Source organism: Fodinisporobacter ferrooxydans (assembly GCF_022818495.1).
GTDB lineage: Bacteria > Bacillota > Bacilli > Tumebacillales > MYW30-H2 > Fodinisporobacter > Fodinisporobacter ferrooxydans.
In genome coordinates this window covers 2,187,501-2,213,704 of the sequence record NZ_CP089291.1, presented here as the reverse complement: position 1 = coordinate 2,213,704, position 26,204 = coordinate 2,187,501, and the positions used below count along the sequence as shown (strand labels likewise).

At 45.9% G+C, this 26,204-nt stretch carries 22 protein-coding genes and 2 riboswitches (1 of these 24 only partly in view); of the genes, 7 read left to right on the top strand and 15 right to left on the bottom strand.

Annotation, left to right across the window (positions count from 1 at the left end):
- Nucleotides 1-44 precede the first annotated feature (44 nt).
- From LSG31_RS10595 to LSG31_RS10570, 6 genes are all read right to left on the bottom strand, one after another.
- Complete coding sequence (locus LSG31_RS10595) at nucleotides 45-1,031, bottom strand: ABC transporter permease (RefSeq protein ID WP_347439221.1); 987 nt, start codon at nucleotides 1,029-1,031, stop codon at nucleotides 45-47.
- 13 nt (nucleotides 1,032-1,044) lie between these two features.
- Nucleotides 1,045-2,544, bottom strand: a complete 1,500-nt coding sequence (locus LSG31_RS10590; protein ID WP_347439220.1) for a sugar ABC transporter ATP-binding protein — start codon at nucleotides 2,542-2,544, stop codon at nucleotides 1,045-1,047.
- Nucleotides 2,545-2,816: 272 nt separating this feature from the next.
- On the bottom strand, nucleotides 2,817-3,758 hold the full coding sequence (locus LSG31_RS10585) for an RluA family pseudouridine synthase (protein ID WP_430734256.1): 942 nt from the start codon (nucleotides 3,756-3,758) through the stop codon (nucleotides 2,817-2,819).
- Between the two features lie 180 nt (nucleotides 3,759-3,938).
- The gene (locus LSG31_RS10580; RefSeq protein WP_347439488.1) at nucleotides 3,939-4,961 is read right to left on the bottom strand and encodes a zinc-binding alcohol dehydrogenase family protein; all 1,023 of its coding nucleotides are present in this window, start codon (nucleotides 4,959-4,961) and stop codon (nucleotides 3,939-3,941) included.
- A 42-nt stretch (nucleotides 4,962-5,003) separates the two neighbouring features.
- The gene (locus LSG31_RS10575) at nucleotides 5,004-6,275 is read right to left on the bottom strand and encodes a nickel pincer cofactor-dependent isomerase, group 22 (RefSeq protein ID WP_347439219.1); all 1,272 of its coding nucleotides are present in this window, start codon (nucleotides 6,273-6,275) and stop codon (nucleotides 5,004-5,006) included.
- 70 nt (nucleotides 6,276-6,345) lie between these two features.
- Nucleotides 6,346-8,061, bottom strand: a complete 1,716-nt coding sequence (locus LSG31_RS10570; protein WP_347439218.1) for an IlvD/Edd family dehydratase — start codon at nucleotides 8,059-8,061, stop codon at nucleotides 6,346-6,348.
- Nucleotides 8,062-8,553: 492 nt separating this feature from the next.
- Between LSG31_RS10570 and LSG31_RS10565 the strand changes: the two genes are divergently transcribed.
- Nucleotides 8,554-9,843 (top strand): MFS transporter, encoded by a 1,290-nt coding sequence (locus tag LSG31_RS10565; protein WP_347439217.1) that lies wholly within the window; start codon nucleotides 8,554-8,556, stop codon nucleotides 9,841-9,843.
- Nucleotides 9,844-10,007: 164 nt separating this feature from the next.
- Here LSG31_RS10565 and LSG31_RS10560 read toward each other — a convergent pair whose 3' ends face one another.
- The 4 genes from LSG31_RS10560 to nirB all read right to left on the bottom strand — a co-directional run bounded on the left by LSG31_RS10560 (nucleotide 10,008) and on the right by nirB (nucleotide 14,854).
- Nucleotides 10,008-10,319 carry a winged helix-turn-helix transcriptional regulator gene (locus tag LSG31_RS10560; protein ID WP_347439216.1) on the bottom strand — a complete coding sequence of 104 codons (312 nt, stop codon included), beginning with the start codon at nucleotides 10,317-10,319 and terminating at the stop codon, nucleotides 10,008-10,010.
- 225 nt (nucleotides 10,320-10,544) lie between these two features.
- On the bottom strand, nucleotides 10,545-11,756 hold the full coding sequence (locus LSG31_RS10555; RefSeq protein WP_347439215.1) for a nitrate/nitrite transporter: 1,212 nt from the start codon (nucleotides 11,754-11,756) through the stop codon (nucleotides 10,545-10,547).
- A 292-nt stretch (nucleotides 11,757-12,048) separates the two neighbouring features.
- On the bottom strand, nucleotides 12,049-12,417 hold the full coding sequence (gene nirD / locus LSG31_RS10550) for a nitrite reductase small subunit NirD (RefSeq protein ID WP_347439214.1): 369 nt from the start codon (nucleotides 12,415-12,417) through the stop codon (nucleotides 12,049-12,051).
- Between the two features lie 13 nt (nucleotides 12,418-12,430).
- The gene (gene nirB, locus LSG31_RS10545) at nucleotides 12,431-14,854 is read right to left on the bottom strand and encodes a nitrite reductase large subunit NirB (protein WP_347439213.1); all 2,424 of its coding nucleotides are present in this window, start codon (nucleotides 14,852-14,854) and stop codon (nucleotides 12,431-12,433) included.
- A gap of 441 nt (nucleotides 14,855-15,295) precedes the next feature.
- Here nirB and LSG31_RS10540 point away from each other — a divergent pair, with 441 nt between their 5' ends.
- A complete protein-coding gene (locus LSG31_RS10540; RefSeq protein ID WP_347439212.1) occupies nucleotides 15,296-16,450 on the top strand; it encodes a pyridoxal phosphate-dependent aminotransferase in 1,155 nt (384 codons plus the stop codon).
- A gap of 204 nt (nucleotides 16,451-16,654) precedes the next feature.
- On the opposite strand, the gene LSG31_RS10535 is transcribed toward LSG31_RS10540, so the two are convergent.
- From LSG31_RS10535 to LSG31_RS10520, 4 genes are all read right to left on the bottom strand, one after another.
- Entirely contained in the window at nucleotides 16,655-17,431 is a 777-nt protein-coding gene (locus LSG31_RS10535) for a LamB/YcsF family protein (RefSeq protein WP_347439211.1), read from the bottom strand.
- A 20-nt stretch (nucleotides 17,432-17,451) separates the two neighbouring features.
- Nucleotides 17,452-18,453, bottom strand: a complete 1,002-nt coding sequence (locus tag LSG31_RS10530) for a 5-oxoprolinase subunit C family protein (RefSeq protein ID WP_347439210.1) — start codon at nucleotides 18,451-18,453, stop codon at nucleotides 17,452-17,454.
- Nucleotides 18,444-19,199 (bottom strand): 5-oxoprolinase subunit PxpB, encoded by a 756-nt coding sequence (pxpB, locus tag LSG31_RS10525; RefSeq protein WP_347439209.1) that lies wholly within the window; start codon nucleotides 19,197-19,199, stop codon nucleotides 18,444-18,446. The genes LSG31_RS10530 and pxpB overlap by 10 nt, the downstream gene beginning before the upstream one ends.
- A 73-nt stretch (nucleotides 19,200-19,272) precedes the next feature.
- On the bottom strand, nucleotides 19,273-20,061 hold the full coding sequence (locus LSG31_RS10520) for a putative hydro-lyase (RefSeq protein ID WP_347439208.1): 789 nt from the start codon (nucleotides 20,059-20,061) through the stop codon (nucleotides 19,273-19,275).
- Nucleotides 20,062-20,437: 376 nt separating this feature from the next.
- Between LSG31_RS10520 and LSG31_RS10515 the strand changes: the two genes are divergently transcribed.
- Both LSG31_RS10515 and purT read left to right on the top strand, forming a co-directional pair.
- Nucleotides 20,438-21,586, top strand: a complete 1,149-nt coding sequence (locus LSG31_RS10515; RefSeq protein ID WP_347439487.1) for an NRAMP family divalent metal transporter — start codon at nucleotides 20,438-20,440, stop codon at nucleotides 21,584-21,586.
- Nucleotides 21,587-21,654: 68 nt separating this feature from the next.
- A riboswitch (ZMP/ZTP riboswitch) is annotated at nucleotides 21,655-21,735 on the top strand.
- 72 nt (nucleotides 21,736-21,807) lie between these two features.
- Nucleotides 21,808-22,986: a formate-dependent phosphoribosylglycinamide formyltransferase gene (gene purT, locus LSG31_RS10510; RefSeq protein ID WP_347439207.1), complete on the top strand. Its 1,179-nt coding sequence runs from the start codon at nucleotides 21,808-21,810 to the stop codon at nucleotides 22,984-22,986.
- Nucleotides 22,987-23,051: 65 nt separating this feature from the next.
- Here the strand turns inward: purT and LSG31_RS10505 are convergent, their stop codons facing one another.
- Nucleotides 23,052-23,951, bottom strand: a complete 900-nt coding sequence (locus LSG31_RS10505; RefSeq protein ID WP_347439206.1) for a C40 family peptidase — start codon at nucleotides 23,949-23,951, stop codon at nucleotides 23,052-23,054.
- A gap of 4 nt (nucleotides 23,952-23,955) precedes the next feature.
- Nucleotides 23,956-24,083, bottom strand: a riboswitch (cyclic di-AMP (ydaO/yuaA leader).
- A gap of 186 nt (nucleotides 24,084-24,269) precedes the next feature.
- On the opposite strand from LSG31_RS10505, the gene LSG31_RS10500 reads away from it, so the two are divergent.
- From LSG31_RS10500 to LSG31_RS10490, 3 genes are all read left to right on the top strand, one after another.
- Nucleotides 24,270-24,893 carry a TVP38/TMEM64 family protein gene (locus LSG31_RS10500; protein WP_347439205.1) on the top strand — a complete coding sequence of 208 codons (624 nt, stop codon included), beginning with the start codon at nucleotides 24,270-24,272 and terminating at the stop codon, nucleotides 24,891-24,893.
- Between the two features lie 210 nt (nucleotides 24,894-25,103).
- A complete protein-coding gene (locus LSG31_RS10495; RefSeq protein WP_347439204.1) occupies nucleotides 25,104-26,156 on the top strand; it encodes a type III polyketide synthase in 1,053 nt (350 codons plus the stop codon).
- A gap of 5 nt (nucleotides 26,157-26,161) precedes the next feature.
- A protein-coding gene (locus tag LSG31_RS10490) for an isoprenylcysteine carboxyl methyltransferase family protein (protein WP_347439203.1) crosses the window boundary here: on the top strand, nucleotides 26,162-26,204 show its beginning. The gene runs 494 nt beyond the window's last position; only the first 43 of its 537 coding nucleotides appear in the window; it begins with the start codon at nucleotides 26,162-26,164; the stop codon falls past the right edge of the window.

Genomic DNA, 26,204 nt, shown 5'->3' with positions numbered 1-26,204 from the left:
CTCATCTTATACGTAGAAGAAATGAAATTCCATGCGAAAATCTGTTATCCTACTTTGCGTCTTCGATAACTGTCCCAAGCAACTGCGCCCCAGATGATGATACCGATAATCACTTGCTGCCAAAATGCGGAGATGTTGAGCAAGTCGCTGCCATTGCGAATAACCCCCATCAGTGCAGCTCCAATCATCGATCCGAGAACTGTCCCCTCCCCTCCAAATAGACTTGTTCCACCAATGACACAAGCAGCGATTACATCTAACTCATAACCCAGACCGGCAGTCGGTTCACCTGTTATAATCCGGGATGCCAAAATGACGCCTGCCAATCCGGAGAGAGTTCCAGCGATGGCGTAAATAATAACCAAATATTTTGAAATATTGATCCCTGACAATCGAGCGGTTTCCGAATTGCTTCCGATTGCATATGTGTATCTGCCTAAGCGAGTGCGGTTTAAAACAAAAGTTCCTATAATCCCTACCGCAACCAGAAAGTATACAGGTACTGGGATTCCAGCAAATCGCCCGCCGCCAATCCATCCAAATTGATCGGGCAGATTGAAAACGGTTACACCACCAGTGAGAATCAATGCAAATCCGCGGGCGACTCCCATCATGCCGAGTGTGGAAATAAAGGAGGGAAGCTTGACTTTGGTGACGAGCACACCATTGACCATTCCCACCAGCCCCCCGACAATAATGCCACCGATGACTGCCAACCAGATTGGAAAGTGAACATCCGCCATTAAAAGCGTACTCAGTACGCCTGACAATCCCACGATCGATCCGACAGAAAGGTCAACACCCGCCGTGATCAAGACCATTGTTTCGCCAACGGTAATAATTCCGACAATACTAATTTGCAATAGAATGGTTAATAGATTTCGAATCGTAAGAAAGTTGGGAGAAATGACAGAAAGAATGATCATAATAAAGATCAAAAAGAGAAAGGGAGCCAGTTTTTCAAAAAATCTCCGCAATGTGTGTGTCGGCGTCGAATCACCGGGTATACTTGTTACGAGTTGTTTTTCCATTGCAACCACCTTCCTAAACAGCATAGTCTTTATGTAAGGATGCATAATAGATCAGATTCTCAGGTGTGGCTTCGGCACGAGTCAATTCTGCTGTCATCCGCCCTTCGCAGAGAACGATAAAGCGGTCGCTCATCGCCATAATTTCCGGCAAATAGGAGGATGTCATGATGACTGTTTTTCCTGCATCTGTCAGGCGGTTGATCAGATTGTATACTTCCACTTTCGTCTGGACATCGATCCCTCGTGTAGGTTCGTCGAGCAAAAAGATTTCAGCGTCCGTTGCGAGCCATTTGCTTAACATGACCTTTTGCTGGTTCCCGCCGCTCAAGATTCCGATCGGTGCTGCAGTGTCCTTAATTTTGATCGAAAGCTCTCGAATGTATTTGGCACTGATCTGTTTTTCCTGCTGTGGCTGCATGATTCCAAATGGAGAAACACGCTCCAATACAGGCATTACAATATTTTTGCCGACATCCAGATTCAACGCCAAGCCATTTCCCTTTCGGTCTTCCGTAAGATACGCAATACGATTTTGAATGGCATCTCTGCAAGACTTGATTCGTACCGGCGCACCATCAATGAACATGTTTACATGAGCAATCGGATCAACTCCAAATATGGCCCGCATAATCTCCGTACGGCCAGAGCCCATCAATCCGACGATACCCAAAACTTCTCCGCGATACGCGGTAAAATGAATATCTTTTAATAGTTTCTTGCTGCTCAATCCTTCGACTCGCAGCCCTTCCCGCCCGCGAGTCGTTGGCGATTTCGGATAAATCTCATTTAACTCCCTTCCCACCATAAGCCGAATCAGATCGGAAGGCTGAACAGCTTTTATAACAACCGTTTCAATTGTTCGGCTATCTCTCATTACGGTTGCCCGGTCTGCCAAATCGAACACTTCATCCAGACGATGTGTAATCAAGATGATCGCAACACCTTGGGATTTTAGCGATCGCACAATATCAAAAAAACGAGTCACTTCGTTGTCCGTCAAAGCGGTCGTGGCTTCGTCCATAATAATGACTTGCGCACCTGTTGACAGCGCTTTCGCGATAGCCACCATTTGCTGTTTGGCGATCCCCAAATTGCCAACCAAATCATTCGGTCTGATTTCTGGTGCCAGCTGACATAAGATTCTTGTTGTCTCCAGTTCCATCTCCCGCTTTTTGACGATTCCAAACTTGGTGCACCGTTCACGGCCCAGAAAAATATTTTCGGCTACGGTTAAGTGTGAAGCTAGCTGCAATTCCTGATGAATCATGCTGATTCCTTGCTGCATGGCATCTTGCGGAGAATGAAACTCTGCCTCCCTGCCATTGATTTCAATGTTCCCGGATTGTTTTTGATAAAGGCCTGCCAACACTTTCATTAACGAAGATTTGCCCGCACCATTCTCTCCCAGCAGTGCATGAACTTCGCCTTTTTGTATTTCCAGGCGAGCCTCTTGCAAAATCGGGATCCCTCGAAATTGAACGACAATATCTTGCATTTTTATTAGAGGTTCCATGATTTTCACCTCGTTTGCATTTTTCGATTGCACTCCTAGTGGTTTTCCGATTGAACTTGACAACCTGCTTTTAGAAACCGCTTTCCATAACTACCCAATCAGTTGTTTTATATATGTTAACGTTATCATATTAAAAATGAAGTTTTCTGTCAATTGTTATTTTGGTCATTTTTTTATTAGCAACCAGATGTATCTGATCGAATACGTTTGAGTAATGATGAGAATAACCGAAAAACCACCTACTACAAAAAGTAGGTGGTGTGAGTAAATGTTTACTTATTCTTTGTTTGAAATAACCGTAAAAACTTTTTTGGAATCTCCGTTTCGAAGGATAGCAATTGACCCGTAGCAGGATGGCGAAACGTCAGGACACGCGCATGCAGGCCCAATCGGCCGATCGGATTTTTCTTGGCGCCATACCTTTTATCACCGACGATGCTGTGGCCAATCTCTTGCATATGCACACGGATTTGATTTTTTCTCCCCGTTTCCAGTTTCACTTCCAAGAGGGAATATTCCCTGTCGGCTTGCAGCACTTTGTAGTGAGTGATCGCTTCGAGTCCGCCATTATCTGTCCGGGACGAATACATCTGGAGTGTTTTGCTCTCTTTCAGCCATGATCGGATCGTGCCCTCCGACTTGGCAACACAGCCTTCGACAACCGCTACATAGGTGCGCTCAACTACTGTATTGCGCCATGTGCTTTGCAGATGTTCTTGAATCTGCTCACGTTTGGCATACATCATCACGCCCGACGTTTCCCGATCCAAGCGATGGACGACAAACACTCGATTTTGCGGATTTTTCTTACGCACATGCTCCATCAACATTCGATAGGCGGTTTGCTGTTTCTCTCCCTCTGTTGCGATCGAAAGCAATCCGGCTTCTTTGTCAATTACAATCAGATCCGCATCCTCGTAGAGAATTTCAAGGCCCTCGATGGGTGCTTCCGGTATTTTTTCCGACCAATCAATGACTACACGATTTCCCGCTGCCAATGGATAATCATATTGTGTTACAACGTTCCCTTCTACAGACACTTGCCCCCGCGCGAGTATCCCTTTGACTTTGTTGCGCCCTTTTCCTGCAAGTGTTGCAAGCAGCCACTGCATTAGCTCGCCAGGCTCTTTGACGATGAATCGTGATTCTTTCGGTTCCGTTGTTTGGGAAGGTTTCGTGCGACCCGGCGTTTTGCGGGACATGGATTTTGCCATACAGTGCTCCTTGTCTATCAAGAGATCATTCGATCATCGATTTCACCAGTTTTTCCATACGATTCAAAATTGAACCATAAAAACGGATGAATGTCATCTTATTTTTCTTTTGCCATTTTTCTTCTATACAAATAGGATTGCATATAATTGCAAACACGATTGCAATGCGACAATCAAGATTTACAATGCAATAATTGCTTTAATCACGTTTGACTCTGGCTGTAGCAACTGATCAAACACATGAACCGTTTGTGAAAAATCAACACGGTGGGTTATATACAAATCCAAATCAAGTTCCCCTGATTGTATGGTCTTCATCACAAGTTCAAAATCTTCCCGTGCAGCATTGCGGCTTCCCATTACAGTCATTTCTCTCTTGTGAAATTCTGGATCGGAAAATGTTATGTCTGTTTTTACAAGCCCGACAAAAACAAGTTTTCCGCCATGCGCCACATATCGGAATGCGTGCATCATCGATTTGGCATTTCCGGTAGCGTCAAATACAACTGTCGGATATTCACCGTTCGTAATTGCCGCGATTGCTTCATCCGGCTGATGCAATCCATAAACGGTATGATCGACATTCGCCCAGTTTCTGCAAACTTGCAATCGTTCTTCATTGATATCCATCGCGATCACTTTTGCGCCGCGCTGTTTGGCAAAAGCCATGACCCCAAGGCCAATCGGACCTGCGCCGATCACCAACGCAACTTCATCTTTTTTCAAATCGGAACGTCTGACCGCATGCGCCCCGATGCTTAACGGTTCCAAAAGCGCCGTTTGATCGAGGGAGATTCCTTCCGTTTTGAGCAGATGATCGATCGGCACGGAAAGCCATTCACACATCCCGCCGTCCATGTGAACACCTAATACTTTCAATTCTGTGCAGCAATTGGTTTTTCCATTCCTGCAGGCAATGCATTGTCCGCATTCCATATATGGAATAATTGCCACTTGATCTCCTTGCCGCAGACCATACGGATTTTCGCCAATTTCACTCATTTCTTCAATCGTCCCTGACAATTCATGGCCAAGCACGCGAGGGTAAGTAAAGTATGGCTGATTCCCTTTGTATGCATGAAAATCAGTCCCGCAAATGCCAATCCGCCGAATCCGGATGATCGCTTGTCCCCGCTGTAGCTTTGGTTTATCTACATCGATCATTTGAAACTGATTGGGTTGTTCACATACGATACACTTCAACACGTCCACTCTCCCTGATCACTTTCAATTCTTATACTCTCTCTATATGGATAAATGCCCCGCTTCGTCAAATGGAAGGTCTTGTGCAGTCCCGAGTATTTCAATGTTGTCTTGCTCTTGCGCTTCCGCAAAAAGGCTTTCGGAAATCCAGACCGCCTCCAAGTGAAGCGTATTTTTGATGCGTACGATCCGCGCCTCTTGGAAATTTGCACAGTTGCATGTTTTCACTGCCGCCTGAATGGCCATTTTATCGCTGTCCAACACCATTGGCAGCTTAATCGTCGTCATGGTGGTTGACGTTAATGAATTCATATATCCTTTGACCCGATCAATGTTTCGTTCCACCGCAGCTGTCGTGACATCCGCCAAACCGACGCCCGCCGCATTTCCGTCTGTACGCTCCGTCAAGCGCAGCACTGCGATTTTGCTGACTCGCAAATCGCCTGACACCAGACTGTTCGGGAACCGCCCGGTCACATTCGGATCAAGCCCGACGCCGCTAATGTCTTTGCCGATTTGATCGACAATCAAAACATCGAGGGGATCGAATAAAATTTTGGGCATGAGCGCACGGGCCTCATCAAGCAGGCGCGGCTCCTCTTCATGCAAACGTTCGGCAGGAACAGCGATTACTTTTGCCGTTTTGTCATAGCCATTTTCGAGAACGGCAAGCCCAAACAGAATGGGCAATTTTTCAATGATCGTCTTGGAAATATCCCAAATATGATCTGGCATATGTGCGAATCCCAATTGATGTGCCTTGTCTGCCCCTTTTTGTTTGCCGACGCCGATCGTCAGCATTTTCAAAAGCCCTGACTCAACTTTGCCATGAAACGATGTGTGCGGTTTGATCCGATTCAACACAATGATGCCGTCTGCCTGTGCAGCATAGCGATCCGCATAGACAGGCAGTCCCAAGGAAGAAGCGCCGAGATCGACTGTTTCCATGGAAGAGCGTATGGGGGCTCCAACGGAAGATTCCGTAACGCCCAGATGTTCCAACATGGCAGTCTGCCCTTCCGCTGTGGCTCCGCCGTGACTGCCCATCGCAGGGAAAATAAAGGGCCGGCCCCCCCGATTTTTGACCACTTGTACGAGTGCGCGCACAAGTGTTGGGAGGCTGTCGATACCGCGAGAGCCGACTGCAATCCCAATTTCTTGACCCGCTTGAATCCGTTCGGCCACATGGGAATCGGCGATTGCCTGGTAGACTGCTGTTTCTACATCGGATACTTGTTGACGGGTAAAATGCTGGCGAACCGGGATAAATTTGGGTATGGGAACGTTTTGCAGCAGAGATGCAATCACATCCACGCAAATCCCTCCTAGAATCGTTTTCTTATTTGGATTTATTAGATAGAAACGTTCCGCTTCCCTTATTAATTTATTTATTTGTATGAACGTCAGGACGCAAAAAGTCGAAATCGCAACCTTTATCCGCCTGCAGCACATGTTCCTGATACAGCCGAATATATCCACGGGTCTCTTTTTCCATCTTCGGCTGCCAATTCCCGCGCCGCTTCTGCAATTCTTCTTCTGGCACAAGCAATTGCAATATTCGCGCTTGTACATCCAACTCGATCCGATCCCCATTTTCCACGAGCGCCAAAGGTCCGCCGACAGCCGCTTCCGGCGCTGCATGCAGCACGACTGTGCCGAATGCCGTCCCGCTCATGCGGCAATCGGAAATCCGCACCATATCCCGTATGCCTTGTGCCAGTAATTTTTTCGGAATCGGTATCATGCCTGCTTCCGGCATGCCAGGAGCACCCACCGGGCCTGCATTGCGCAACACCAGAACGTCATCCGGCCGAACATCCAGATCAGGATCATCAATCCTCGCTTCCATATCATCCACCGAGTCGAATACAACCGCTCGCCCAATGTGCTTTAAAAGATGCGGAGATGCTGCTTTTGGCTTGATGACTGCTCCGTTTGGAGCCAAATTGCCTGTCAATACTGCGATCCCCCCTGAAGCATGCAAAGGATTCTCCAGAGTAGCGATGATATCCCGATATGTTTTATGGCGCGGACGAGTAAACGTTTTCAAATGTTCCCCAAGAGTTTTTCCTGCAACGGTCATACAGGAGAGATGCAACATGTCTGATAACTCGCTCATCACAGCAGGCACTCCGCCGGCATGAAAGAAATCCTCCATCTGATAGTTTCCTGCCGGACGCAGATTGGCAAGGAATGGAGTCTCTCGCCCTAACACGTCAAACAATTCCAATGGCAGGTCAATGCCCAATCGCCCGGCAATCGCATTCAAATGGATGACTGCATTTGTGGAACCGCCAACCGCCTGCAACACGCGAATCGCATTTTCAAACGCTTCATATGTCAGAATATCGGAAGGTTTAATCGAATCTTTGACTAATTGAACGATCTGTCGCCCGGACTCTTCGGCGATGCGCAATCTTCGATTGTCTGGTGCGGGAATGGCTGCCGCTCCTGGAAGCATCATGCCAAGAGCTTCTGCGCAGGCTGCCATTGTACTGGCGCTGCCCATCACCATGCAGTGACCGGCACTCGGGGCCAACGCTTGGTTGATTTCTTCCAGTTCCCGGTCGGATATGCGTTCCGCTCGATATTCCTGCCAATAAAAGCGGCAATCGGTACATGCCCCAAGCGTTTTTCCTTCATACTCACCATTGAGCATCGGGCCGCCTGTTACCATAATCGCCGGGATATCCGCACTCGCCGCACCCATCAACTGGGCGGGTGTAGTCTTGTCACAGCCAGCCAAAAGCACTACACCATCAAGCGGTTGTGCGCGTATCATCTCTTCCGTATCCATTGCTGCGAGATTGCGATACAGCATTGCGGTGGGACTTGTATACACTTCACCCAGTGAAATGGTCGGAAATTCCAGGGGAATCCCCCCTGCCATCAAGACACCCCGTTTCACCGCTTCCACAATCGGTCCAAAATGCGTATGGCAGCGGTTTACTTCGCTGTATGTATTGCAAATGCCGATGACAGGCTTGGCAAAATCTTTTTCATCAAATCCCATATGCCTGGAAAACGCACGGCGAATAAACGAACTAAAACCTGGGTCGCCATAGGATGTTTTTCCACGGCCAATCGTATTGTCTTGCATGCTTTTCTTCCTCCCTTCAATATGAATCCCGTATACGTGTTGAAAACAACACGCTGCACCACGTTGCAAAATACATCAAATGGATAGAGACGCTACCTCCATCTGTTGAACGTATGGTGAACAAATATATGATTATAGTATCATATAAGCAATTCGATAATACAAATATTTCCGTTAAACAATTTAAAAACTTCCGATCCCCAAATATACTTTTTGTTTGAAGATTGTTGAAATTTATGCAAATCTACTGTATGATGAAAAAAAAGCGGGAAAGTAGGTGTTTTTTTAAACGCACATGATCAACATGGCATCAAAAATGTCTCAAAACGAAACATTTCTTTTTTTAGCACAATAATGTAAGCGATTCCATTCTGTTTTTGCTTTACTCATGCAATTTGCAACTCCGAATATTGTTTTATATGCCGGTATTGCGTTGAATTGTCTTGAATTATAGGTTCCTGTCAACTCATTCACTAGGGGGTATAGCTATCTATGAACGGAAATATTCCTGCAGCACGTTGGTGGAGAATTATTCCAGTTGCTTTTCTCATGTACACGATCGCTTTTATGGATCGGAATAATGTCGGTTTTGGCTTTGCAGGCATGGAAAAAGATTTGGGAATCGGTGCGACATATGCCGGGCTTGCCGGCGGTATCTTCTTTTTCGGTTATTTGTTCTTACAAATTCCCGGTGGACTTTTGGCTGAAAAATGGAGTGCGAAAAAATTCGTAACCATTGCCCTCTTGGTCTGGGGCATATTTGCCATTATGACCGGATTTGTCCAAAACCTGACAGAGTTATTGGTTGTACGCTTTTTGCTCGGAGTTGCAGAAGGCGGCGTATGGCCTGCTACGCTGGTCATGTTGAGCAAATGGTTTCCCCTTAATGAACGGGCGCGCGCCAATTCGTATTGGATGCTTTGTATCCCGGTAGCATCTTTGGTCATGTCGCCGATTTCCGGTTGGATCCTGACACATTCCGACTGGCGTACCATGTTCATGATAGAAGGACTTCCTCCTTTCCTTTGGGCAGCAATCTGGTGGTTCTTTATTGCAGAAGATCCAAGCAAAGCAAAATGGATTTCCAAAGAAGAACGTGAATATTTGGAAAAAACGCTGGCGGCAGAAAAACAAACCATGAACAAGCAGGCAACCAGCTTTAAAGACGCTTTGAAAAATCGTAATGTATTGCTTCTTGTACTCGTCTATTTTCTTATTCAAATCGGTTTCTATGGATATGGTTTATGGCTTCCGACTGTTGTAAAATCTATATCCCACGGCAACAATATGACGGTTGGCATCATTTCCGCTTTGCCTTGGCTCGCCGCAATTTTCGGCCTTATTATCAACTCCAAACACTCGGATAAAACCGGGGAGCGCAAAGGCCATGTGGCTATAGCGGTTATTGTCGGCGGAATTTTCCTATTGATTTCAGCACTCATCGGTAAATCCAATCCGGCGCTATCCATTGCCGCATTGATTTTATGCATGGGCTTTATGGATTCCTATAACGGCGTTTTCTGGGCAATCCCGGCACAATTCCTATCGGATGAAGTATTAGGGGCTGCCATGGGGTTAATTAATGCGATCGGCAACTTGGGCGGATTCTTTGGACCATTTATCGTCGGCTATTTGATCTCCCAGACACACAGCTTTATGGCCGGCATGATTTTCCTTGTCGCTGCGCTGATTCTGTCAGGTATCCTCATATTACGGGTGCGTTATGACAAATCAGAACCGTTGGCGAGTTCGACTGCCAATAAAAATCCCTTGAAGTACTAAGAAGATCAAGGCGGAGTAAGAACATTTGAAACGTTATATTGCAATAATAGCATTTGTATTTGTACGCGAATTTCGAAAGCGATTGCAAAAAGCTCCTTTATTTATAAGGGGCTTTTTGATTTTCTCTATAAAAAAGACCAATGAGTTGGCTCACTGGTCAATTTCTATTTCATCCATACTTCTGCCCATTCCTGTATTTTATCCATAGCAGGTTTTAAGGATTTGCCTTTATCCGTTAATTGATACTCGATACGAACAGGAGTTTCCGGATATACAGTACGAACAATAATCCCCGCTTCTTCCAATTCCCTGAAACGCTCTGTCAACATCCGGTCACTCAGACTTGGAATCATGCCGGAGATGTCTTTAAATCGTCTTGGTCCATCAAGTAAGGAACGAATAATCAGACCCGTCCATCGTTTTCCTAACAATTCAAAGGCAGACTCAAACTTTGGGCATAAGTGTGTATTTTCCATTGAAATCATCCCCTTATATTTATAATACCATAATTACTTGTCAAACATAAGTTGCTGATACCAATAGAAATATGTTTCTTCGCCTCCCGCTGTCATCTGCTGCGATTCAATCAGTAGAACAGACTAAAAAATCTCTCCCAAACTGTTGGAAGAGACGAACGATACATGTCATCATTTGCAGTATTTCGATAAAGTTGCAGTATTGCGTAAAAGTCGCGGACATTTTTACGCATCGATTTGAATCGAGTGTAGAGTCTGCCTTGCTGTGATCGCCCATCGTTTTTGTACGGCTACCAACATTACGAGGACAAGCAATATGAAAATTCCGCAAACCATAAACCCTGCTCCGAAAGACCCTGTCAAATCTTTTCCTTTTCCAAGAATCATAGGTAAAAAAAATCCGCCCAATCCTCCGGCTTCTCCTACAACTCCGGTAACGATTCCGATTTCATCCGGGAACAATTGGGGCACCACTTGAAAAACAGCGCCATTTCCCATTCCAAGCGCCATCATTATGATGCCAAAGAGAATGATAGCAAGCATCAAAGGAGGCAACGAGCTTAATCCAATATAAGCGATTCCGATCACTCCCAACAAGAGAATCAGCATTTTTCCGCCGCCAATCTTGTCGGAGAGATATCCGCCTACAGGTCGCAAAAAGCTTCCCAGACTAACCAGAATCGTTGTGATATTTGCAATTTCTATCGGTTTGAGCCGGTATTGATCATGGAGAAAAATTCCCAGATAACTGCTGAAGCCTACAAATCCGCCAAAAGTAATACTGTACAAAATACATAGGAACCACAAGTCGGATTTTTTTAACAAACGTCCATATTCGTTCCATGTCTTTTGTTTTGCAGGTGTGGGGCTATCCTTTGCCATGAGAATAAAAACGAATAATGTAAGAATCATCGGCAGAATGGCGAGGCCAAATACACCGTGCCAACCAATCACTTTCGCAATCCTCGCCGCAAAAAATGTAGCGATCAATGTTCCTGTATTGCCGGCGCCCGCAATGCCCATCGCGAGACCCTGATACTCAGGAGGATACCATCGGCTTACCAAGGGAAGCGCCACTGCAAAACTTGCGCCGGAAATGCCTAATAAAAATCCGAAAACGTACAATTCCGTGACACGATTCGCCAAAAGCCATGATAAAAGAAGAGGAATGATGGTAAGAATCATAGAAATGATTCCGGTACGCTTTGCTCCAAAACGATCTGCGCAATACCCCAACGGTATCCGAAACAGCGACCCTCCCAAAGTTGGAATCGATGCCAATAAAGCTTTTTGTGTGGCAGTCAAACCAAAGTCTTTCGCGATAAATATTCCTAGTACGCCGAATAATACCCAGACCATAAAACTAATGTCAAAGTATAAGAAAGAAGCAAACAGTGTCGGAATATTTCCTGCTTTGCGAAACCCTTTTACATGCATATCCTGCACCCCGCTTTAATTTAATAGAAAATTCATCGTTTTTACGTCAATTTGACAAAGTCTCCCAAAGGATACAGGAGAATGCTGATTTCCTTTCAGACTTTCACCTTCAATCGAAATACCTCACTGAACACTGCAGTAACAACAAATCGAATCGATCGTTTCAATTGCCATTGTTGGTTCATACAAACCCAATGGTTGCATGTCATCACCAACTCTCTGAAAGAATTTTCTTTCCACCAAAGATCAGGGATCGAACAATGCTGGATTCATGCAAGCTCTGAGACCGTGATTACTTTTGATTCACCAATCCCTGCTCCGGTACTAAAGACTCTCTCCGTTCCCCTTGCTCTTGCGGCTCAATCATGATATAAATACGATTTTCTTCGATTTCCGTTTGAAATGTCTTGACACAACCTGTATCAGGTGATTGTACATTCCCATCTGCAAGGCAAATTTTCCAATCATGCAGCGGACAAAAGACGTAATCACCTGATACGATTCCTTCTGCCAGAGGCCCGCCTTTATGCGGGCACCGATTCTCCACGGCCCGAATTTTCCCATTGCCAAGGCGAAACAATGCAATTTCATGTCCGAATACTTGAATCACGCGTCCTGTGTGAACAGGAAGTTGTTCTAATTGCATAATTTCCAATTTCATGTAAGTTACCTCCTCATACGTTGACTGCTACGTTTTCAAACAACTGTCTGATATTTTCCTTTTGGATAATGTCCTGCCACGGATCACTCAAGACACCTAGCGCTGCCGCAATCCGGTAATTCAATTCCCTGCGGGTTTCTGTGTTTTCAAGTGCGCGTTGAATGGAAGACAATCCAATTCGCTCCATCCAGGCGGATGTTCGTTCTCCATAATTTGCGTTTTCACGGTAGTATTGCAGGAACGCACCGACCCACTCCATTACTTCCTCGTTGGTTTTGACTTTGCAAAGGAGCTGTGCCACTTTTGCATGCACACCGCCGTTTCCGCCGATATAAATCTCCCATCCGCCGTCAATTCCGACAACGCCAATGTCTTTAATCAAAGATTCTGCACAATTTCGCGGGCATCCGGAAACGGCCATTTTGATTTTGGCTGGCGTATCTAACCGCTCAAATGCTTTTTCGATATCAATTCCCATTTGAATGGAATTTTGTGTGCCAAACCGGCAAAAATCACTTCCTACACATGTTTTCACCGTTCGAATGGCTTTGCCGTACGCATATCCGGAGGGCATATCCAAATCCCGCCATACATTCGGCAAATCTTCTTTTTTCACGCCCAGCAAATCCAACCGTTGACCGCCGGTGACTTTCACCAGCGGAACCTGATATTTCTCGGCTACTTCGGCAATTTTCTTCAACTCGGCAGGTGAAGTAACTCCCCCATACATCCTGGGAACAACAGAATAGGTTCCGTCTTTTTGAATGTTTGCGTGCATCCGCTCATTGACAAACCGGGATTCCCGCTCATCTTCATGAAGCTCCGGGAATACCATATTCAAATAGTAATTAATGGCCGGGCGGCATTTGGAGCATCCTTCAGGTTCCGTCCAATCCAGAACGTGCATGACCTCGCGTACACTTGTCAGGCATTTTTCTTGAATCTCTCTTACCAATTCATCACGGCTTAACGTTGTACAAGTACAAATCGGCTCTTTTTGATTCGAAGTTTGTGCCTGATCCCCGAGAACGCATTGCAACAGGTTTGCAACTAACGGCTTACATCCGCCACAGGAACGAGAAGCGCCCGTACATTTTTTCACTCCTTCGACCGAATTTAGGCCGTGTTCATAAATTGCCTCTACAATCGTTCCTTTTGAAACGCCATTACATCCGCATATAATTTCGTCACTGCTCATAGCCGCTACATAATCCAATTCGGATGCACCGCTAGACGAGGAAAGATTTTGCAAGATGGCAACGCGCTGCAGCTCTGAAATCGTCGCGTTTGTACGGATCATTTCCAATATGCGTGTGCTATCTTTGGTATCTCCGAATAACACAGCACCCACAACTTGATCGTCTCGCACCAATACTTTTTTATAGACGCCTTCCCATTCATCGTGAACCCGGATGGCGCGTGTATCGGATGTATCCATGAATTCACCTGCCGAGAAGACATTCACACCTGAAATTTTCAGCTTGGTATGCAGCGTCGAGCCTTCATATGGCGCCGCATCCATTTGGCAAATGCGCTTTGCCAAGACCTTTCCCTGCTCGAACAAAGGCGCCACCAATCCATAAACCGTACCGCGATGTTCCGCACATTCACCAACCGCATACACGTGATCGATATTCGTTTCCATGTAGTCATTGACAACGATACCCCGCTTGACTTCAATCCCGCTTTCTTGCGCGAGTGCTGCATTCGGGCGAATGCCAACAGCCATGACGATCAAATCCGCCTCTTCTGCCGTTCCGTCCGCAAAGCGCAGACCTGTAACGCGTGTGTCACCAAGGATTTCAGCCGATTGTTTTTCCAGCAAGAAACGTATCCCTTGTTTCTCCAATTCACTTTGCAACAATTTTGAAGCCACTGGATCCAACTGACGTTCCATAATGTTGTCAAAGATATGAACAACGCTCACATCCATGGAAAGATTGAGCAGACCGCGTGCTGCTTCAAGTCCGAGCAAACCACCGCCAATCACAACTGCCTTCTTATATGTTTTGGATGCTTCCATCATCGTTTTGCAATCGTTAATATCTCGAAAGGCAATCACACCTTCCTTGTCAATACCAGGCAGAGGGAGCATGAATGGAAGTGAGCCCGTTGCCAAAATGAGATCATCGTAAGATTCAACACGCCCGCAGTCAGTGTAGATGTTGCGTTGTTCTGCATCGATCGATGTGACGGTTTCTCCTGTGTATAAAGTGATGCCATTTTGTTCGTACCAATTCCAATCGTTTAAAACGATATCTCGTATATCTGCGTCCCCGGCTAAAACGGAAGACAACAAAATCCGATTGTAATTCGGGTGAGGTTCACGACCAAAAATAGTGATGTCGAACAAATCAGGCGCAAGTTTTAGAATTTCTTCCATGCAGCGCACACCCGCCATGCCGTTGCCAACCAAACACAGTTTTCTCTTTTTCATGCACCACTCCCCCAATTCGTGTTAGGTTTTCTTACTTTATTGAAAGTATACCATGAAAATAAGGAAATTCAACCCCAAATATGTAATGTTTATTTACATATTGCTCATTTTTTTGGAAAATACTATTAATAATCATAAAAATTAATGTGTAATTATTTTTTAGTGTTATATTATCTAACATTAAAATACCCTGAATACGGGGCACAAAAATAATGCTGATAAGAAAGAAATGTATAAAGTTTTCTCTCCAAAATAGAGATACCGCTTGAAATTTGACGAAAAAAGAAGATTTCAAGACTTAAGAGCGCTGTTTCTAAAGAAAATGATTACATACCGGATTTTTTAAAAATTCATTCAGAAGATACTATAAAGATACAACATAGAACTCAATACCGCGGTCATTCAAAGAGGTGAAATTACATATGAAGGAAGCGATTTCACATGAAACCCATTGCAGCGGTACCCTTCTCACTTCCCCCGCAAGGCGTCCGAGTGATTATGGATCTCGCCTGGAAGATTCCGGATTGTATTCACATGGAAGTAGGTGAACCAAACTTCAACACGCCGGATCATATCGTTGAAGCCGCAATTGCCGCCGGCAGGAACGGTTTTCACAAGTACACGCCGAACGCAGGCATTCCGGAACTGCGTAAAGCAATCGTCAATAAAATGTCCCGCTACAATCGGATGGATGTACTGAACGAACAAGTCTGTGTCCATCCCGGAGCCGTCGCGGGCATTGCCAGCACGATGATGGCACTGGTGGAGCCGGGAGATGAAATTCTCGTGCCGGGTCTTTCCTGGCCCAACGGTGAAATGAGCGTCCGTCTGATGCACGGTGTGCCCGTCCATTACACACTTGCCCCCGAACGGGGCTTCCTGCCGGATTTGGAAGAACTGGAACGTTTGGCAACTTCCCGAACGAAAGCTCTGCTGGTCAATTCACCCGGCAATCCCACCGGGGCCGTGTTTGACGAATCCCTTGTCCGGGATCTGGCCGAATTTTGCCGACGGCGCGATTTGTGGCTTATTTCCGACGAAATTTACGAACATATTGTTTTTGACAAAAATCATGTCAGTCCGGGCCGTTCTGCACCAGAACGCACAATCACCATTTCCGGATTTTCGAAAGCGTATGCCATGACAGGGTGGCGTTTGGGCTACACGGTTTCGCCGCCGGAATTAGCCGATGTAATAATCAAATTGCAGGAACCCTTAATCTCGAGTACCAATAGTTTAACCCAAAAGGCTGGAGTCGCCGCTCTCGCCGGACCGCAGGATTGCGTGGAAATGATGCGTCAATCCTACCAGCGGCGTCGGGACTTGGCTCTCAGTATTTTGAAAGAATACGAGCTTTGCCGCTACACCCCACAAGGGGCGTTCTATCTGATGATTGATGTTTCAAAAGTGAGCCGTGATTCCTTCTCGGTGGCAAAACAACTTTTGCACGAGGCAAAAGTTGCAGTAGCGCCCGGAGAAGCTTTTGGGAAAGAGGGTGCAGGACTGATCAGGGTTTCCCTTGCCAGCAGCGAGGAAGATATCCACGAAGGCATTCACAGGATTTGCCGATTTCTGTCCAGGCCCTCAGCAAACTGAAGCCAATCCGGGTCTGTTCCTGATAGGACCGCCAAGATAGGTTGGCGTTTTCGAGGGGAATTTGCGGAAGTTGTTTGAAACATTGGGCAAGTAAAAAAACCGGACGTAACCAGCGCCCGGTTTTTTACTTACTTTTCAGGAAAATCTCATATTTTAAACTCGCCCGTGTATTCTTGCAATCCTTCCGCCATCTTTGTCAACGAGCTAGCGGGCAACCGCCTTTGCAGCAATCACTGAAATTCCTGTTTTCTCTAAAGACTCCCGGATATCCCTGGCAAACTCCAGTGCATGTGATCCATCCCCATGAATGCAAACCGTTTGTGCCTCGATCGGAATATCGATCTCTTGTTGCGAAAGGACTTTACTTTCTTTCACCATGCGGATAACCTGTCGAACGGCCTGCTCGTCATCGGTGATCAGCGAATCCGGCAACCGTCTGGATGTCAGCGACCCATCTTGTTGATAGGTACGATCTGCAAATACTTCACTTGCCGTACGCAGACCGATGCGTTTTCCCGCCTGAATCAACTCGCTGCCTGCCAATCCAAAAAGGATGAGTTCGGGATCCACTTTATAGACTGCCTCTGCAATCGCCCCGGAAAGCTCCCGGCTTTTTGCCGCCATGTTATACAATGCCCCATGCGGCTTTACATGCTGCATCTTGCCGCCTTCGGACCTGACAAAGCTCCAAAGAGCGCCAATTTGATACACACAGATATCGTACGCTTCTTGTGGTGTTATTTGCATTTCTCGTCGGCCAAATCCGGCCAAATCCGGCAATCCGGGATGTGCGCCGATTTCTGTGCCATGTTTCAGAGCCAATGCTACCGTTTTTCGCATAGTGCCCGGATCTCCCGCATGAAATCCGCAAGCGATATTGGCAGAAGTTACATATTTGAGGATCTCCTCATCTCTTCCTAATCGATACGCGCCAAAACTTTCCCCCATGTCGCAATTCAAATCAACGGCATGCTGCAGCATCGTCTTTCCCCTCCTGTACTTCAAACATATACGCGAATTCCCTGCTTTAACATATCAATCTCCATTTCGCGAATCAGATACAATTCCTGCGCTTCCTCAAGTGTCACTTCCGAAAAACGAATGGTTGCACCTAAATTCACTTGTCCCAAAATCGGCAAATCAACAGAAATGACTTGGGCGATTTTCGGATAACCGCCGGTTGTTTGCCGATCAGCCATTAAAACAATCGGATTCCCATCCGGCGGTACTTGCACCGTTCCAAAGATGACCGCTTCCGATATCATTTCAAGAGGTTCGGCAAGCTGCAGGAGAGGGCCTTTCAGTCGATACCCCATCCGATCCGATTGGGGCAAGAGAGTAAATCCAGCTTGGAAAAAAACTTCTTTGCCGGCCTCTTCAAATTGTTCAAACTCCCTGCCGCGGATGACACGTATGATCGGATGTTGGGCATATGACGGCAACAGATCCCTTGCAACAAAGTGAGTTGCGGCACAAAACGCGTTCCCATCATCCATGCCGGATATTTTTTGCAGTATTTTGTTTGCTACGGCGCTCATCGGCCTGATCCCAATACGGTCTCCCGCCTGCAAAGCCCGTCCCTTCCAACCGCCAATCGCTGCACGCAAATAGGTGGATCTGCTTCCCATTTCCAGCGGTATATCAAATCCGCCGGCAACCGCCAAGTAAGCCCTGCAGCCTTGTCTTGGCGCCCCGAACGTCAACGTGCTGCCTTTCCGAACGAAAACAGCCCGCCACATGGGCACAGGCTCCCCATCAATCGACGCCGATAAATCTCCGCCGCATATGGAAATCAACATGTCCGACTCAAAATACAATACCGGCCCGACGATGGTCAATTCCAATGCCGCCTCATATTCGTCATTACCGATTAGAATATTGGAAACACGCAGTGCAAAAGGATCCATCGCACCACTGGAAATCACTCCAAACTTTTGATAGCCGCTCCTCCCCAAATCCTGTACAGTTGAAAGAAGACCCGGTTTTAAAACTCTCAACGCCATTCCTCTCGCTCCTTCAACTGCTCATATTCGGCCCGGGAAATGGGCCGAAAACGGATCATATTTCCTGCTTGAATACGTGTGGGAGGCGATTGTTCCGGCCGAAACAAACGTATCGGAGTTCTTCCTATCAACTGCCAGCCCCCGGGAGTTTCAATCGGATACACGCCCGTCTGCATCCCTGCAATGCCAACAGAACCTGCAGGAATGGAAACTCTTGGCGTTTTGCGCCTTGGGGTTGCGATTCGTTCCGACAGTCCGCCTAAATACGGAAACCCAGGTGCAAACCCTACCATATAGGTGAGATACTCAGCGCTTGAATGAATCTGAATCACTTCTTCTACTGATAACTGATTGTGCCCGGCAACATCCTCTAAGTCGGGTCCGAGGTCGCCTCCGTAACAAACCGGAATCTCAATCACGGTTGGCTTCGGAACATCCGTATCCGGTATCGTTTCTAAACGCCTCAATACCGCGGACGAAACCTGCTGAAAAACAGATCTGCCCATCTCCTCATGTTCCGCAGAATCATATCGGATGTTTGACAGAAATGCCAATGGATCGTAAAAAATGGTCACAGTCGTAAAAGCAGGAATATATTCAACCATTCCCGGAAACGAATGTTCCTCCAAATACTTTGAAACCATCTGCACTTTCCGATGTGTTTCAAGATCAATGCGATCTCCCAATTGAACGACAATCGCAGAATCACCGAGAGCATACAAATCTAAAGATTTAATACCGATCACCTACAACATTCAAGATCTATTCTATAGTAATCCCCAACTACAGAAATCCTCAACTATAATACGGCAAGCTCTTCTATAATACGGCAAACTCCTCATCCCGTTTATCTGTGATAAACATGTGGCCTGGCGCATGAGTAATCATAAGTTCAGGTTTGACATGCATGGCAATTGCTTGCGGCGTTACTCCACACGCCCAAAAAACCGGTACTTCCCCTGCACGGACAGGAACCGGATCTCCGAAATCAGGCTTGGAAATATCATCAATTCCAATCACAGCCGGTGTGCCGATGTGAACAGGTGCGCCGTGCACCGCTGGAAAACGGGAAGTAACCTGTACTGCGCGAACGACATCTTTTTGGGGAATCGGGCGCATGCTTACTACCATGGGCCCCTCAAACCGTCCAGCCTTGACGCATGGAATATTGGTTTTGTACATAGGCACATTGCAATTTTCTTCAATATGCCGAACGGGAATTTTATTTTTTAAAAGAGCTTGTTCAAATGTAAAGCTGCATCCAAGTAAAAATGCAACCATATCATCTTCCCAATATTTTAAAATGTCGGTGACTTCATCGACAAGGTTGCCCTCCCGATAGATCCGATACTTTGGCAGATCTGTTCGCAAATCTGCATTTGGCGCAACCAATGTCGGCACAGCTGACCCCGGCTCTGTTACATCCAAGATCGGACACGGCTTTGGATTGCGCTGGCAAAACAATAAAAACTCAAAAGCCAATTCCTTTTTTAAGATTGCCAGGTTCGCTTGGGTAAACCCATTCGCAACACCGGAAGTTGGTCGAATCAACTGATTTTGCCGAATCAGTTGACGTATTTCAGCAGGTGACATATTCGCAACATCCATATGAATTCCCTCCTAAAAATAGGTTCCTTGGTTTGATCGCCACCGAATCCGGATTATCCAGGCTCGATCTTGTAAACGATTGTATTTAAAATGGATGACTTAAAATTGAATCAGAAGCCGATAGTAATATTATAGGATAAAACCACTATTTCGTAATTATAATCGCATAAAAACTTTGAAATATTTAAACTTTACCAAACAATAACACCTTATTTATAATGAACATGGATAGAAGTTCATATAAGTTTTTTCATTTGCTCTTCTATTCAAAAACAATTGACAAAGAAAAGAGGGGAAACATTTGAGTTCAGATCCTATTGCAACTTCAATTGCCAAAAAAGCCGGAATCTCTACACTCATTGGCGCGGCTTTTCTTATGGCAACATCAGCCATCGGTCCAGGCTTCCTGACTCAGACTGCCGTATTTACGCAAAAATATGGCGTGGACTTCGCATTTGCGATTTTGGCTTCCATTATTTTGGATATCGGTGCGCAAATGAATACTTGGCGTGTCATTGGTTTCACAGGTTTGCGCGGACAGGACATCGGCAACAAAGTCTTGCCTGGCCTCGGAACTGTCATTGCAGTTCTGATTGTGATCGGCGGACTGGCTTTTAATATTGGCAATATCGCCGGCGCCGGATTAGGATTAAATGTACTTTTTGGAATCAACGTAAAAGTGATGGCGTTGATATCTGCTATTATTGCAATTCTTATCTTTCTTTCCAAAAATGCCGGCGGAGCGATGGATCGTGTCGCGCAAGTGCTAGGCGTACTCATGATTCTGTTGGTCATTTGGGTCATGTTTACAAGTCATCCTCCTGTTGGCAAAGCAGTCGTTGCCAGTGTTTTTCCTTCCAGTTACAGCGCCTTGATGTTCCCGATGATCACACTGGTCGGCGGCACTGTGGGCGGATATATTACGTTTGCCGGCGGCCATCGGCTGGTCGATGCCGGCATTACCGGAGAAACTCACCTTGGTCAAATCTCCAAGTCCTCATTCAGCGGTGTTTTAATTACAGGCATCATGCGAATCACCCTGTTCCTTGCGATTCTGGGAGTCGTGGCAGCAGGCCACAAGTTGGCAGCGTCCAACCCGCCAGCTTCCGCTTTTCAGTTCGCCCTTGGCAATCTGGGTTACAAGTTTTTCGGCATCGTTCTTTGGAGCGCCGCCATTACGTCAGTCATTGGAGCCGCATACACAAGCGCAACGTTCTTGCAAAGTTTCGGTTCCTGGTTTAAAGAACATCAACGTGCAACCATTATCGGCTTTATTGTTTTTTCGACGCTTGTTTTCGAATTCTATGGACAACCGGTCAAAATCCTTGTCCTGGTCGGTTCATTAAACGGTTTGATTCTCCCCCTGACATTGCTCACAATGCTCATCGCGGCGCGCAGCAAACGGATTATGGGAGAAACATATCGACACCCGATGTGGCTGTACGTGTTCGGAATTCTTGCACTATTGGTCACCACTTACGCCGCAATCAACTCATTGGGCGGTATTGGAACTCTTTTGCGTTAACATTACGTTTTGCGTCAACTTGACGTTCCCGGCCATACGTGATATTTTATACTCAAATTCACGCAAAATTCTGGTCGCATGACTGGCGGATTTGTGGAGCACCACAAGGAAGTGCGACTTTTTAAAAGCCGACCGCCTGGGCACATTGCTACTAATGTACGAATGCCCGGGCGGTTTTTTTATTTTCCATGCACGGGCGGCATAAAGGGAGGAAAAGCAGTTTGTACGGACCACCGCTTTCCGCACATGCGAAAAAAATTATGTTGCTTGGCTCAGGAGAACTGGGAAAGGAAATTGTCATCGAAGCCCAACGTTTGGGAGTGGAAACGATAGCTGTCGATCGCTATCCTGACGCCCCTGCCATGCAGGTCGCCCATCGTTCCCATGTGATTGACATGGTCGATCCTGAAGCGCTGAAAACACTGATCCTTTCTGAAAAACCTGACAGTATCGTACCAGAAATTGAGGCGATTGCAACTTCTGCTCTGGTGGAATTGGAACAGCAAGGATTTCATGTAGTCCCCACCGCAAATGCGGCAAGATTGACGATGGATCGTGAAGGAATACGGAGGCTTGCTGCGGAAAATCTCGGCATCCCAACAGCCAAATACGCCTTTGCCAATACTTTGGCTGAATTTCGTCAAGCGGTGCAAACCATCGGATTGCCTTGTGTCGTAAAGCCCCTGATGAGTTCATCCGGGAAAGGACAAAGCATTTGCAAGTCTCTGGACGATGCGGACAAAGCATGGGAATATGCCATGACGGCAGCGCGCGTCAAAAACGCCCGTGTGATCGTCGAGGAACTTATCCGATTTGAATCGGAAATAACCGTATTAACGGTTCGCTCTGTCTCGGGCACCTTATTCTGCCCGCCAATCGGCCATCTGCAGAAAGATGGGGATTATATTGAATCGTGGCAGCCTCACTTCATAAACGAAGATCAATTGCATGAAGCACACGATATTTGCCGCAAGGTAACAGATGCATTAGGAGGATACGGTGTTTTCGGCGTTGAGCTTTTCGTCGCACAAGACAAAGTATACTTCAGCGAAGTATCCCCCCGTCCGCATGATACAGGATTGGTTACACTCATTAGCCAAAACCTTTCTGAATTCGCTTTGCATGTTCGGGCCATTCTCGGGTTTCCCATTCCTGAAATCAAATTGTTGACACCAGGTGCCAGCCATAGTGTAAAGGCTGCTGCTGCAAGCCCAACTTACCAAATAAGCGGAATCGAGACAGCACTCTCCATTCCCAATACGCAAGTCCGCATATTTGGAAAACCGGATGCCACGATTGGACGACGAATGGCAGTAACACTCAGTGGAGCAGAAACAACCGAAATGGCAAGACAGCAAGCAACCAAGGCCGCTTCCTGCTTGAAGCTCGAAACTTTTTAGCTGGCTCCCCACATCTTGACTGAAAAAACCCACATCTGCTTTTGTGATGTGGGTTTTCGAATGGTCTAGTTTCCCAAGATACGTTTTGCATACACCAGATCTCTAAGGAACCAGGTGCCCGCCATTGGTTCATACGTTACCTTGCCGCGGCCGCCGCCCTCTTGGATGATCATGCCGTTTCCTGCATATATGCCTACATGTCCGCCGCCGCCGCTGGTAGATAAACCTACGCTTCCGTCGCCAGGGTCTGCTGAATCCCTAAAGAATAACAGATCCCCGACTTGCAGATTCGCCAGCTTGTTGTTTGGATTGATTGCTACAGGTCTGCCGATTGAGCTATTGTAGCGCTGTTGGCGGCTCGAACTGGAGAAATCGATTCCGAGCGCCGTTTTATAAACCCAACTGGTAAAATTCGAACAATCAAAACCGACACCTGGAATCTGATGACCCCAAAGATACGGAACACCGATTTGAGTTTTCGCAACGTTCATCAGTTTTTGCTGCTCAGCAGTTAAACTTTGCTGTGTTTTTCCGGTTGTGGATGTGGCTTGTCCCGTCGATTGCGCAGGTTGTATCGAATGTGAATCTTGTTTCGATTGTGTTGTCTGCAATACTTGTTTTGTGTTTTGCTGCACTTGTTTGGAAGAAATTTGGTTAGAAGCAGCTTGATTGGAAGCAGTTTGATTCGCTGTTACAGTATGTACATATTTGAAATTTGTCGTTATGTAAACATTTTTCCCATTTACATTGATCTCATACCACCAATTGTTTGCTTTCTTGACTAGCGGCGCTTTATCCCCGAGGTTCAAACGTCCGACCACAGAGCTCGACAGACTTGGCCCGCTATGATAACTGACCCATCCATGGTTTGTCTCCACGTATTGGGCTGTATTTGCAAAAACTGGCGCTGCAGACCCAAGCAAAAACAGAGGAATACCTAGTAAAATTTTCTTTTTTAACTTCATTCTATTTTCTCCTTTTTCGAGCCTACGAGGTTAGCTGACGGATTCGGTTAAAAGGTAGCCCCGACCAATTGAGTGGTTTCACCCCAAAAATGGTTCCCCCGCGCCTGATTTGGGCTTCGGCTTTATTTTTACAATAAAATCGTAACATAGGAAAAGTAAGATAGCATTCTAAAAAATATGGAAGCCATGCGCAAATCTAGGAAAGAAACAACCAGTTATATTCTTTTCAGAAATGTTCTTCCAAGTTGTTAAGAAATCTGACTGAGGCTTTTTTTCAACCGGAATTCGTGTAGAATGTAACCTAGAGGAGGAAACGCGATGGTAAAAAAATTTGTAACAATTCTCATATGTATTGGTATTGTCTATTTGGGTTTTGCACATAAGGCATGGTTTTTAGATGTCATAAAGGCTGGTGGAAGTTTCTCCATTTTTATGAGCATGCTTTTTGTTTCCATCCTTGTATTTTTTCCGGTAGTTCCATTCGTAGTGGTAGCTGGAATCATCGGAGCTACTTTTGGCACATGGGAAGGAACCGCGATTTCCGTATCGGGTGCGATGATCGGAACGCTTATCATGTTCTGGCTTGCTCGCTTCGGCTTTTCTTCATGGGCTCTTGCGACAATCGAACACTACCCCAAAGCAAAAGAATATGAAGCCTATTTTGAACGATACGGCTTTTTAAGCGTTTTTGTAGCTCGACTGATTCCTATCATTCCAACACCTGTTGTCAACATTTTGTCAGGGCTCAGTAAAATTTCCTGGATCACTTTCTTTTTCGCATCTTTACTCGGCAAGCTGCCGGTCAACCTCGTGTACAATTTTGCCGGGAGCCAGCTGCAATCGAACAAGTGGTTATCCATTTTGATCTATGTAATCTACGCCCTCATCATTGGGGTAGCCGCTGCTGTTTACAAATGGAAAAAAATGAATCCCCAATCCTAAGGAATTTGCAGAATAGCGTCTACTACGGCGCTATTCATCCTCTTTTGACATTTTTGACGGTTTCCAAACCCTTCATTGTTTTACTTGCAGTTGTCGTTGGCTGTCATCTTCGCGCAAACAACAGTAACCAATAAATGTATAATTTGTTTTTTAGTGTGCATATTAACAAATATTATATATTGATTGTTTGAGGCGAAAGGATGTTTTGATGTGGCATATATTGTTTCAACCGGAATCGCAAAAGCACCATTTGAATATCATCAAAAAGATATTCGTCCCGTTGTCAAGAATATGTTTTCTGAAGTTTTCCCGGATATTGAAAGGTTGCTTCACGTTTTTGAAAATACGCATATTGACACTCGACGTTTTTGTATTCCGCTCGAACATTTTTCTACCTCAATTGATTTTCGAAAAAAAAATCAACTTTACATTCAAAACGCTGTTCGTTTAGGAATCGAAGCTTTACAAAATTGCCTCAATCATGTTCAATTACGTCTGGAAGACATCCATCATCTTTTCTTTGTCTCTACAACCGGACTTGCTACACCTAGCATCGATGCTCGAATACTAAACGAACTGCATGCACATCCCCATATGAAACGAACACCGATTTGGGGATTGGGGTGCGCAGGAGGTGCCGCAGGACTTTCGAGGGCAATCGATTATGTTCAGGCACATCCGGATGAATTGGCGGTTGTAGTTGCTGTTGAACTTTGCGGTTTGACATTTCAAAGAAATGATATGACAAAGAGCAATCTGGTAGCGACTTCACTATTTGCAGATGGTGCAGCAGCCGTACTGGTAGCAGGCGAGCAAACCGGCTTTCGGGGAAAGTTAAAGCTCAAAGGCACCATGAGCACTTTATTAAAAGATAGCTATGATGTCATGGGTTGGGATTTTTCCGATCACGGATTTCATGTGATTTTCTCGCGAGATATTCCCACGATTGTCAAACGAGAACTTCCGGGAGCTGTTTTCGAACTATTACAATCGTATCATTTACAAACGATTGACCATTTCATTATTCATCCGGGCGGAAAAAAAGTATTGGAAGCGTATGCAGAATCTTTGTCGATACCATCTGAAAAGCTCAGCATATCGGAACGTACACTACGCGAAAATGGAAATATGTCATCTTCAACGGTGCTTTTTGTATTAGACTCTTTCTTGTATAATGAAGCGGCGAATAAAGGAGACATCGCCCTCATTTCAGCGCTCGGGCCTGGTTTTAGTTCCGAAATGCTGCTGGCGGAGGTAGTTTGATATATATGTCCAGTGATTATTTTTTTACAATCGTTTTTTCGCTTTTAA